10 protein-coding genes are annotated in these 11376 nt (G+C 42.3%); 6 read left to right on the top strand and 4 right to left on the bottom strand.

Annotation, left to right across the window (positions count from 1 at the left end):
- Window positions 1-163: 163 nt before the first annotated feature.
- Window positions 164-307 (top strand): hypothetical protein, encoded by a 144-nt coding sequence (locus K8O68_RS09630; RefSeq protein ID WP_230896681.1) that lies wholly within the window; start codon window positions 164-166, stop codon window positions 305-307.
- Between the two features lie 58 nt (window positions 308-365).
- Here the strand turns inward: K8O68_RS09630 and K8O68_RS09625 are convergent, their stop codons facing one another.
- Window positions 366-881 (bottom strand): acyl-CoA thioesterase, encoded by a 516-nt coding sequence (locus tag K8O68_RS09625; RefSeq protein WP_230896680.1) that lies wholly within the window; start codon window positions 879-881, stop codon window positions 366-368.
- 172 nt (window positions 882-1053) lie between these two features.
- Here K8O68_RS09625 and K8O68_RS09620 point away from each other — a divergent pair, with 172 nt between their 5' ends.
- Window positions 1054-1452 (top strand): CHY zinc finger protein, encoded by a 399-nt coding sequence (locus tag K8O68_RS09620; protein WP_230896679.1) that lies wholly within the window; start codon window positions 1054-1056, stop codon window positions 1450-1452.
- Between the two features lie 376 nt (window positions 1453-1828).
- Here K8O68_RS09620 and K8O68_RS09615 read toward each other — a convergent pair whose 3' ends face one another.
- From K8O68_RS09615 to K8O68_RS09605, 3 genes are all read right to left on the bottom strand, one after another.
- Window positions 1829-3271 carry a carbon starvation CstA family protein gene (locus K8O68_RS09615; protein WP_230896678.1) on the bottom strand — a complete coding sequence of 481 codons (1443 nt, stop codon included), beginning with the start codon at window positions 3269-3271 and terminating at the stop codon, window positions 1829-1831.
- Between the two features lie 146 nt (window positions 3272-3417).
- Complete coding sequence (locus K8O68_RS09610; protein ID WP_230896677.1) at window positions 3418-4161, bottom strand: LytR/AlgR family response regulator transcription factor; 744 nt, start codon at window positions 4159-4161, stop codon at window positions 3418-3420.
- Between the two features lies 1 nt (window position 4162).
- Window positions 4163-5902 (bottom strand): sensor histidine kinase, encoded by a 1740-nt coding sequence (locus K8O68_RS09605; RefSeq protein ID WP_230896676.1) that lies wholly within the window; start codon window positions 5900-5902, stop codon window positions 4163-4165.
- Between the two features lie 785 nt (window positions 5903-6687).
- Between K8O68_RS09605 and K8O68_RS09600 the strand changes: the two genes are divergently transcribed.
- The 4 genes from K8O68_RS09600 (at window position 6688) to K8O68_RS09585 (ending at window position 11146) form a co-directional block, all read left to right on the top strand.
- Window positions 6688-8472 carry an FAD-dependent oxidoreductase gene (locus K8O68_RS09600; protein ID WP_230896675.1) on the top strand — a complete coding sequence of 595 codons (1785 nt, stop codon included), beginning with the start codon at window positions 6688-6690 and terminating at the stop codon, window positions 8470-8472.
- 1 nt (window position 8473) lies between these two features.
- Window positions 8474-9247, top strand: coding sequence for a heterodisulfide reductase-related iron-sulfur binding cluster (locus tag K8O68_RS09595; RefSeq protein WP_230896674.1), 774 nt, complete (start codon window positions 8474-8476; stop codon window positions 9245-9247).
- A gap of 183 nt (window positions 9248-9430) precedes the next feature.
- Window positions 9431-10423: a sulfurtransferase gene (locus K8O68_RS09590; protein ID WP_230896673.1), complete on the top strand. Its 993-nt coding sequence runs from the start codon at window positions 9431-9433 to the stop codon at window positions 10421-10423.
- A 24-nt stretch (window positions 10424-10447) separates the two neighbouring features.
- Window positions 10448-11146, top strand: coding sequence for a TVP38/TMEM64 family protein (locus K8O68_RS09585; protein WP_230896672.1), 699 nt, complete (start codon window positions 10448-10450; stop codon window positions 11144-11146).
- The last annotated feature ends 230 nt before the right edge of the window (window positions 11147-11376 follow it).

Here is an 11376-nt window from a genome sequence, read left to right as displayed (position 1 = left end):
ACAAGGTCGTTATATGCCTCGTCCGCCTTTTTTTAAAATTAACCCAAAATATTGTTTACATATATTAACATTAGTGTATTTATTTTACTTACGTGCAATCGTTATGGGTCTGTCCCCCCATTTATTCCCTTCTTCTATCTTAATTTACAAAGGAGTGTCACAAGTGAGTGATCGTACTCAGAGAAGAACAGGAAAAGGAAAAAACGGCAAATCCGGGTCTAAATTATTACAGTATGTCATTAGCCTGATTATAATAGTAATTTTTACAGGTTTTATTATCGGGTACCTGACTGTCAGGTTAAATTAAAAAACTTAATATGTAAATTTCTGGAGGGTCTGACCCCCCATTAATTCCCTTTTCATGGTCAGTCGTCCCAAGGCTTTAATTCTGAGAGGATTTGCGCGAGTTTTTTACTTTCTTTTCTGCCTTCTTTTCTTACTCTGGACCGTTCAGGAGCAGTGTCGTGCAGATATTTTTCTTCTTCCGTTTCAGGTATTACGTCCGGTACACCGGCTGGTTTGCCTTCCTCATCCAATGCAACAAACGTCAGAAAACTTGTAGCGGCTACGCGGCGGTCTGCGGTCAGCAGGTCCTCTGCAATCACTTTAACGAATACTTCCATTGAACTTTTGCCTGTCCAGGTAACATGCGATTCAAGGCAAACGGAATCAGTCTGACGGATAGGGTGCAGAAAGTCAACTGAATCAGTAGAAGCTGTAACACACTCCCTCCTGCAATGCCTTGCAGCTGATATTGAGGCCACATCATCTATATCCCTCATCAGTTTCCCGCCAAAAAGGGTATTATGGTTGTTTGTATCCTGAGGGAACACTCGTCCCGTTTTTATAACCCTGGAATCTTTACAAGGTTTTGCTTTCATGGTGTAGAACCCTCCAGTATGATTAATGTAGATTTAAAAAAGTATACCATCCATCTCGCAATTATCAAGTAAACGACCTCAAGTGAGTAATTCCCAATAAATGGGGGGACTGACCCCCAGCATCTGATCCCCAGCCTAACCATATTATTAAACCTTATAGAGGAGGCTTATTATGAAAATCCACGATGTGATTGTGAAGGGGAAAGTTGTAGACACGGAAACCCGCTGCTCCCATTACCAGTCCGAGCGCGACAGAATCGCTATAAAATTTAAGTGCTGCGGCACGTATTATCCGTGTATTCATTGCCATCATGAAACAGCAGGCCACTCTGTAGAAAGGTGGCCTGCAGAAGAATTCTGGCAAAAAGCTGTTCTTTGCGGCGCTTGCGGTACTGAGCTTACAATTGAGCAGTACTTGAAGTCTTCCAATCGCTGTCCTGCATGCAATAAACCGTTTAATCCGGGATGCCAAACTCACCACCACTTATATTTTGAAAGTGAGACATCTACGCAGGACCAGGCTCCATTGGAAATTAACGACTTGCCTTTAACAGACAGAGGCCGGAACTAATGAAAAAGAGACTGGAACAAAACAAAAGACAAGTTTGTAAAAGACGAACAAAAATTTTCTCAGATATTTTATAACGTGGGTCACTTTACCAATTATTAAATAGCCTCAGCTTTTTTGATTGAAGGACAGAAGGTGGCGACGCCCAAGGGATTATGCGCAGGCTGAAGATCCAATTCAACGAAGCTCAAGGCTGAGTTGAATTTAGCTGAAGACAAACCCCAGGGCAAGCGGCCACCTGGCGCCCTGAAATCACTTCTTTTTCTCAAAAAGAACAGCCGAACAAAATTAGAGAATTTTGTTCGGCTTTCTTTATAATAACTATTCTTTTGTCCCAGCTATAAGAAATAAAGCTGAAAGCGTCGGACTTGCCGCTAGTTTAAGCTGCTTTTTCAGGACGTGCATCCGCTTCGATGACGTTCAATGAACGTTCTTTATTCAGCTTTTTAGCGAACAATAAGATGACCACGGCAGTTGCTGGTGCAGCCAAAGTATAAGAGAGAGGCATAGATAATCCGAATCCAATTTGTGCATTTAAGATATAAGTAAAAGTGACCATCGTCATAAAAGCAGCTGGCACACTGGAAATCCAGTGATTCTTTCCTTGGATACCTAAATACATCGCTCCTACCCAGAGAGCAATCATTGCTGTAGACTGATTTGCCCAGGAGAAATAACGCCATAATAATGTAAAATCAATTTGAGTAAGTGCTACGGACATAAAGAATAAAGGTAAAGCGATTAGAAGTCTGTTTTTAATTTTAATCTGCTTTATTTTAAAATAGTCGGCTATGATCATTCTTGCGCTTCTGAAAGCAGTGTCTCCTGAAGTAATAGGGAGGACGATGACACCAAGAACAGCGAGAGTCCCGCCAATGCCCCCAAGCATCATCAGAGATACATCACTTACTACAGCCGCAGGGCCGCCTTCGTTAATGAGCGCGCTTAAATCTGTTCCGTAAAATAAGCTCATCGCCGCCGCTGCCCAGATCATAGCAATCACGGCTTCTGTGATCATCATACCGTAAAAGATTTTGCGCCCATCTTTTTCTCTCTGCGTTGTCCGTGAGATAATAGGTGATTGTGTGGCATGAAAACCTGATAAAGCCCCGCACGAAATAGTTAAGAACAATAATGGAAAAATCATTAACCCTTCAGGATGCATGTTAGTCAAAGTAATTTCTGGAATTGGAGCGCCAGTAATCACCAGACTTCCGCCAATTCCCAACGCACTAATAAGTAAAAGCCCTCCAAAGACCGGATAAACTCTGCCAATGATTTTATCAATAGGAAGCATTGTCGCAACAATATAATACAGGAATATTAAACCAATGATCATTCCTAAGGTCACCCAGCCTGGAACCATGTTATGGATCAAAGCCGCCGGTGCAGTTACGAACACAGTACCGACCAAAAGCAGCAGCAATACCGAAAACCCGTTTACGACATGTTTCATTACTTTACCGAGGAATTTCCCTGCAAGCTCAGGTAAATGCGCTCCGCGGTTCCTGATAGAGATCATTCCCGTTAAATAATCATGCACCGCACCTGCAAAGATGGCCCCGAATACAATCCAAAGGAAAGCAACGGGACCGTAAAGAGCCCCCATAATCGGCCCGAATATAGGCCCGACCCCTGCAATGTTCAATAGCTGAATCAAAGAGTTTCGTTTAGTTCCCATGGGCACGTAGTCAACCCCGTCTCCCTGGCTCATCGCGGGAGTCATACGTTCATTTTTAACACCAAATACTTTTTCAACAAACTTTCCATAAGTAAAATAACCGACAATTAAAATAGCTATTGCAAGTAAAAAAGTAATCACGTCATCCACCTCACTTTAAAATGTATGGGCTTTCATAAACTGTTTTTATTATAAAGTGAAATGACCGTTTAAAGGTGTTATAACGTTTATAATGTTTAAAATGTTGAATAAAATGTCGAAAAAGCGTTGTAAGATGTTAATACCTGTTACAGTTCAAGACGGGCGCGCAACTGTTTGACATAATTTCTGCTGACAGGAATCAATTCGTTTACATTATTAAGTTTTAATTGGTACGCCCCGTTAAACCAGGGCCTCATCTCTTCCACGTGATTTAAATTAACGATAAACCCTTTATGGGTTCTGAAAAAAGAGTAATCCTGCAGCTTATCTTCAATCTCTCTTAATGGATAGCGTATGACATACTCACATTGTTGACTGGAGACTTTGGTAACTCCGCCTTCCCTGTAAATATAATCAATTTCCCGAGGCGCCAGATAATAAATCGTTTCTTCCTGCTGAACAGCCAGTTTGCCGAATTCGTCACTTGCCCCGGCCAGCGAAGGAGCAGGCTCGTTAATCAGGGCGTCCCGTAACCTGATGACTGTCTCGTGTATCTGTTCTTCATCAAAAGGTTTTAAAACGTAATCCATAGCATGAACTCTGAAGGCTTTCACCGCATAATCGGGGTAAGCGGTGGCAAATACAATTAAAGGCACCTTTTTTAGTTTTTGAACAGTAGAAGCTAGTTCTATGCCGTTTTTATCTCCCATTTCAATATCCAGAAAGATCACATCAGGCTCCAATTCCATAATCTTTTCCAGGGCTTCTTGGGCAGACTGAGCTTCTCCTTCCACATCGATATCAGAATAAGAGGAAAGTAAATGCTTTAGCTCATCCCTGCTGAAAGGTTCATCATCAATTAATAACGTGCGAATAGTTTGTCTTACCACTTTAAAATCTCCTTTCAAGTTGAAATGAGACAGTTGTACCTATGGAAGGTTCACTAACAATTTTCAATGCTGAATCAGGTGAAACCATATTAGATAATCGGTTATGAACATTGTATAACCCAATGCCTGACCCTTTTTCAGATTCCATTGGCCGTTTAGTTAAATAGGCTAATTTTTCGCTGTCTATTCCTCTGCCATTGTCGCTTATGGAAACCAGCACATTACCATTCCTTTCTTCAATACGAATGGTAACTATCAAAGAATGATCACTGGAAATCTTTCCATGATTAATCGCGTTTTCAACTAATGGCTGAAGAGTCATAGTGGGAACTTGATTATGGAGAAGATCGTTGTTCACTTCCCATTTTACTTCCAGAGCACTGGAAAACCGCGCTTTTTGAATCTCTAAATATGATTTAATATGTTTCAGTTCTTCATTTAAGGAGGACCAGGATTTATGTGTGCCGGCCAGATTCTGCCGAAAGAAATTTGACAGGGAAAGGAGCAGTTTCCTTGCTCTTTCCGGATGAGTTCTGATCATAGAAACAATAATGTTAAGAGTGTTAAAAAGAAAATGAGGACTGACTTGCGCCTGTAAAGCTTTAATCTCAGTTTCTCTCGCAATTTTTTCCAACTCTTCAACTTTCGCCAGTTCTAGCTGATGACTCAACATCCTCGCGAGACCCTGAATTAATTCTCTTTCTAATACGGTAATTTCTTTTTCAGAATGAAAATAAAATTTTAACGTTCCTGCAATGACTTCTTTTTGTTTTAAAGGAACAATTAAAGCTGCTTTAATATCGGAAGGGAGGTTTTGATGCTGATCAATTTCCTGTTGATCACCTTGAAAGATCCTTCCGGTTTCCAGAACTTTTTTAGTCGCTTCTGTTTTAATATCTTCGCCTTCTTCATAATAATCTGCTCCTTTTCCCCGGTAACTCAATATAGTTGAGCGATTGGTCATAGAAACTGCTGAAGCATTAACTTCCTGAAGAAGTATTTCACACGTTTGTTTGGCCGATTCAGGCGTTAAACCCTTTCTCATATGAATCATCGTTTTATCGGCAATATTTAAAGCGCGGCCGGATTGGACTGCTGCCATCTTTTCTTCTTCTTTAATGACACTGCGTATAATTAATACAAAAACAGCAGCGCCTACCCCATTAGCAAGAATCATAGGCAAACCGATAAGTTCGACAAGAGCAAGAGCTTGGTCAAATGGTCTGGCAACTAAAAGAATAACAGTCATCTGTATGGTTTCACTTAAAACGCCGACAAAAAAAGTGAGCGGTAAAGAAAGGCTGGATCCTTTTTTCATATAGCGGTGGGCTATGCCGGCTATTAAACCAGCAATCACTGCGGAAATACCGCAAGCAAATCCTGTAAATCCTCCAAGCAGGAAACGGTGCCCTCCTGCAATTAACCCTGCTCCAACACCGACTCTCCAGCCACCTAACAGACCGGCGACAACGATTCCAAGAACACGGGAGTTAGCTATAGCTTCTTCCTGGGCTAATTCCGATACCCACATCACATAACTGGCTTCCCCTGGAGAAACCACTACCCCTGTGTATGTTCCTATGATGCCAAAAAAGCCAAACATAACAGTGATACTAATACGTTGAGCCAGCGTCACCTGGTGGCGTTCTATAAGGTGACGGAAAAAGGGGATTCTTGTCATTAAGAAGGCGACCATCACTATAATACCTAAACGTTCCAGCATAATAACAAATAACTCCATAAAATCCCCCATTATATAAAAGATTATAGAATCTATTATACCTGAGAAAGAAAAAAAGAGATTTAGGATAAATATTGGAAACTGGCGGGGGGTGTTTTTCTACCACAGGAGGGGGCAATTCAGTTGGCGGCAGGGAGAAGTAAAGCTGCCATAAACCTGTTCTATACGGCCCTTGCGGTACTGAGCTTACAATCAAGCAATACTTACAGTCATCGACTTGCTGGCCTGCAAGCAATAAATCATTTCACCCGGGAGGAAAAATCACCCCTACTTATTTTTTGAAACAGATAAATAGAATTTCTGGAACAGATTTAAAAAACAGGCTAAATAAGCCCTTTTTTTGTTGTATAATAACCTTTTATTATAATACAACAGATTAAAGCCGACTAGTTCACTCAGTTTACATTGTGTTGAAATTTGTCTACATCTCTGTCACAGACTATTCGAATTTTTCATCGTTATACGTTTATTAAATTTGTTAAATTAAAGGTGGAGGTATTGTTGTTCCTTCAAGTTCAGCATTGAACATAACTGTTATGTTTTATACTGAATAGTCAGGAAGAATGAATGCCTCTGCCAACAAATTAGAAAGACTGGCAAAGGTTACGGACTTATATTTTTATTATTATAATCTGATTATTAATGTAACTTGCAGCCATAAGAAGAGCTATCACAGATGTTGCGGGGGAGGAACCTTCGTTTTTTTACACTAACATCATGTGAAAAACTTCACATAGTGAAGTTTTTGTGAAGTTTCTTCACAAATCGAATGAGAGGTGAGAGTCATGGAATTCAAAAAAAATGTGTGGGAACAAGCTTCACATATTACTGACGGGTGTATGGGGCATGAAGACGCTTTTTGTACGGCGGCGTGTCCGATGCATACAGATGTAAAGAAGTACATCGCACAAATTGGTAAAGGTGACTACGAAGGAGCGTTAAAAACGATTCGGGAAAAGCTGTTTCTTCCTAATACTCTTGGAAGAATCTGTGCCCATCCTTGTGAAACAGACTGTCGAAGAAACACAGAGTTTGGCCAGCCGCTCTCAGTTGCCGGTTTAAAACGTTTCGCGGCGGAAAGAGCTGACCGAAAAGAGCTTTGGGAGGACTCAGTCGGTGAACCTACCGGTAAAAGAGTAGCAGTGATCGGTGCGGGTCCAGCAGGTGCCCAGGCAGCAATCGACCTCCGCAAAGCAGGCCATGAAGTTGTCATTTATGACAAACTGCATGTGGTAGGCGGCATGATGCGCGTAGGAATACCGGAATACCGGCTTCCTCGTGAAGTGATTGATTTCGAATACAGCTATTTAGTAGATTTAGGCGTTGAATTTAAAATGGGTGTCGAAATCGGTAAAGACGTCACATTCTCTCAATTAAGAGAAGACTATGACTCTGTTATTGTAGCAAACGGTGCTCATAAGGGGACCATCCCTCCGGTTCCAGGAAAAGACGCAGAAGGGGTCTTCAATGCAGTCGACTATTTGAAAGACATCAGCCTGACCCATAAATTTCCAAAAGCAGGCAAGAAAATCGCCGTAATCGGCGGCGGGGATGTGGCAATGGACTGTGCAAGGTCTTCCTGGCGCATTGGAGCGGAAGAAGTGCTGCTCATCAGCCTGGAAGAGTTGGAGAACCTGCCGGCAAGCCAGGAGGAAATCGATGAATCACAGGAAGAAGATGTGCAATTCATTAACGGCTGGGGTACGGATGAGATTCTTAAAGATAAAGCCGGCAAGGTTAAAGGCTTGCGCTTGAAAAAAGTATTATCAGTGTTTGATGAAAACGGGCGTTTTGCTCCTCAATTTTCAGAAGAAACACAAGAAGTAAAAATAGATACTGTTGTTTTCGCGACAGGTCAGCAAGTTGAAGACATTACAGACGGCCAGCTTGAACAGAAAGGCGGAGGCCGCTACGTGACAGATCCTGACACGTTAGCAACTAATCTTCCGGATGTGTTCGCAGCTGGCGATGCAAGCGGCGGCGCTATCGTCGTCCAGGCTATGGCACTTGGACGTAAAGCAGCTGCATCAGCCGACAGGTTCCTGAAAGAAAAAGATCTGGCTGAAGGCCGGAACTTCAAACTGGAATACAGCTTCGAAACGAGACTGGACGTTCCGCTTCCAAAAGGAACTGAAAACCTTCCAAGAACGTCGGGCAATCACAGATCTGCTAAAGAAAGAAAACGCGATTTCAAAGCTTTTGATCTTGGATATACAGATGAACAGGCTCAAAAGGAAGCATCGAGATGTTTGCAATGCGAATGTAAACTCTGTATGACCGAATGCCTGATGATGAACGATTACGGCGAATGCCCTCAGGATATCTTCGGAGAGTTTCTTGAAAAGGGAGAAATCGATCCAATCATTCCATACTCCTGTAACATGTGCGGCGGCTGTACTCACGTGTGTCCGAACGATTATAAGATCGGTGAAACATTTATGGGAATGAGGAAAGATTTCATTCTCCATAACGATGGCAAGTCCCCTATGGATGGACATAAAGCCATTGAAGTTCACCAAAAACTCGGTTTCTCTAAAATCTTCTGTACGAAAGTTAAAGGGGTGAAGTAACATGAGTGAAAAAATGGGGTTCATGCCAGGTTGTTCACTGCCTTCATACACACCTGAAGGCGTTAAAAAAACAATGGAATATTTAAAACAAATTTACCCCGACCTTGGAGGGGTGCAGAAGTGTTGCGGGAAAGGCACTAAAGCCCTGGGACAGGAAGAAAAGTTCAAGGAAAGATTTGCAGGGCTTCAGAAAGATATTGACGATGTAGGAATAGAGACTATGATTGTCGCGTGTCAGAACTGTTACAAAACGATTAAGGAAACGAGCGATCATACAGATGTCGAATCACTGTGGACGCTTCTTCCTAAAATCGGCCTTCCGGAAGAAGTTCGCGGGAAAGCGAAAGACAGCGACGTCGTCTTCGGGATTCACGATTCCTGTTCTACCCGGTATGAAAAAGAGATCCAGGATGGAATACGCTGGATTATGTCAGAGCTGGGTTACAGAGTCGAAGAAACTGAACACTCAAGAGAAAATGCCCGCTGCTGCGGATTTGGCGGAATGATAGTGCCGGCAAACCCGGATTTAGCAACACGTGTAATGAAGCGCCGGGCAGACGACTTTGAATCGGACCATGTGGTTGTCTACTGTGCCGCATGCCGGTCATCAATGATGAAAGTTGGAAAGAAGGCCTTCCATATTCTTGATTTATTATGGGGACCGGTTGTATATAACGAAGAGCCTGCCCCTGAAGATGTTCTTTCGAGTCCAGCTAAATCGTGGATTAACCGCTATAAATCTAAACACGCAGTCAGGCAGGTTGTTAAAGCATAAGTCTTTCACCCATCCTGGTACAGACCATGTTTAAATAAAAGGCTCTGTTAATAGATCAGGAGTTGATTACAGCGAGCGTCTTAAAGCGAAAATCAACAACAAAGTTTAACAGAGCCAAATATAAAAGCAATTATTTGTGAATTGTTGAGCATCTACACCTTATTTTAAGAGGAGGGTATTACAATGAGTAAAAAAATGAAATTTGGAAGTTTTGGTGCACTTGCAGTACTGCTCGTAGGCGTTATCGTTTATTTTTCAGTAACCGGTATTGACGCACAGGAGGTAGACATGTCCGCACAGCAGGAAAAAATCAGTGAATATGCCAACCCTGAAGTATTTGTTACAGCCCACGAATTAAAAGACCTAATGGAAGATGAGTCTCAGGATGTTGTCGTAATCGGCACCATGGATGAAAGAGGCGGGGCCATCCCGGGGTCCTTTGAAGTATGGCGCCCTGATTATTCTGGAACGGAAGATTACCCATACGGCGGTATGGCGAATACTAAAGAAGAAATGGAAGACATGTTAAGCTCATTCGGTGTACAGGAAGATACCACAATTGTCACTTATGCAGCAAACGACCAGCACGACTCCGCAAGAGTTTTCTGGCAGCTTAAAATGATGGGGCATGAAGATGTAAGATTCCTTGATGGCGGCATCAATGTCTGGATTGGTGAAGGGTTTGAAACAGGAGACGCAATGGAACCTGGCGACCGTCCGGAAACAGAGTACACAGCACCTGATTTTAACGAGGAAGCATTTAACGCCTCCCTTGATACAATGATTGAAGCAGCAGATAGCGATGATTATTTAGTATTGGATACACGCGCACTTGATGAAGAAGAAGGAAGCACGACACTCAGCGGTGCATACGGCCCTGGTAAAATACAAGATTCCTTATTCATTGAGTACTCAGAAGCTACTGCAGAGGATGGCACAATTAAGCCGTTAAATGAACTGGAAGAGCTTTACGGAGACGTCACAGCAAATGACCAGACAGTCATTTCCTACTGTCAATCTGGTGTAAGATCTGCCTACACATGGCTTGTGCTTACTCATGCAATGGGTTATGATAACGCGAAAAACTATGACGGCTCCTGGATTGAATGGTCTTACCACGCATACGAAGAGGGTAACCAGGACGTAATCGACAGAACAGAAAACGGTGATTTTTAATCACCAGGAAAGGAAGTGAAGACTGTGAGTGAAAAAAATAAATCAGCCATTAAACTTGTCAGTTTGCTGGCAGTTATTGGAGCAGTTATATTAATTGCATGGCAGACGGGTATTATGGACCGTCTTCAGGATGTCGCAGCGATGCAGGAGTTCATTAACAGCTTTGGAATGCTGGGATATGTCATATTTGTTCTTGTATTCGTTGCCGTGGCAGTGTTTATGCTGCCGGGAGCAGTGCTTACAATTGTGGCGGGGATCACTTTCGGCCCTGTCATTGGAGGGATTTTATCACTGATCGGTGCCACTCTCGGTGCGGCTGCAGCTTTCCTTGTAGCTAAATATTTAGCCCGTGACATGATTTTGAAGAAGTTTAAAGGAAACCCTATTTTCGATAAAATTGATAAAGGTGTAGAAAAGAACGGGGTCAGTTTCCTGATTCTTACACGGCTTGTGCCGGTCTTCCCTTATAACGTTCAGAACTATGCATACGGCCTCACGAGTTTAGGTTTTGCCAAGTATACAGGTGTATCGCTAATTACGATGGCTCCTGGAGCATTTATTTACGCGTTTATGGCAGGACAAATTGTACGGGAAGGTATTTCGTTAAACTTAATGCTGCAATTTGCGGCTGCAGGGATCATTCTTTTCCTTGTCTCTCTTATTCCTAAATACCTTGCCAAGAAAAAAGGCATCGATATGGATGAATTAAAAGAAACGTCTTAAGGACGCCGTACAAAACTTATTTAAGCTTAGTAAAGAAGCGTTCGAGCTCATCGAACGCTTCTTGCTTTAAGACACGAGATGTTCACTAATATTTGGCGTGTATATGTTAGAATATACTTTGTGAGAAAGATATGGAAACAGGTTTGACTCTCTTTTCTACCAGAGTGAGAGAGGCTCAAAATACCACACACAATTGTAAGCAGGCTTACTTATTCAACTTTTTAAACGAG

It is taken from the genome of Salipaludibacillus sp. CUR1, from assembly GCF_021028955.1.
Classification (GTDB): Bacteria; Bacillota; Bacilli; order Bacillales; family Salisediminibacteriaceae; genus Salipaludibacillus.
Note: the sequence above shows the minus strand (reverse complement) of the source record. Positions and strands in the feature narration are given on the sequence as shown.

Bases quoted from the DNA above. Each gene is read 5' to 3' on its own strand.
- K8O68_RS09600 (WP_230896675.1), top strand. From the start codon at position 6,688: ATGGAATTCAAAAAAAATGTGTGGGAACAAGCTTCACATATTACTGAC.
- K8O68_RS09625 (WP_230896680.1), bottom strand. From the start codon at position 881: ATGAAAGCAAAACCTTGTAAAGATTCCAGGGTTATAAAAACGGGACGA.
- K8O68_RS09620 (WP_230896679.1), top strand. From the start codon at position 1,054: ATGAAAATCCACGATGTGATTGTGAAGGGGAAAGTTGTAGACACGGAA.
- K8O68_RS09590 (WP_230896673.1), top strand. From the start codon at position 9,431: ATGAGTAAAAAAATGAAATTTGGAAGTTTTGGTGCACTTGCAGTACTG.
- K8O68_RS09595 (WP_230896674.1), top strand. From the start codon at position 8,474: ATGAGTGAAAAAATGGGGTTCATGCCAGGTTGTTCACTGCCTTCATAC.
- K8O68_RS09605 (WP_230896676.1), bottom strand. From the start codon at position 5,902: ATGGAGTTATTTGTTATTATGCTGGAACGTTTAGGTATTATAGTGATG.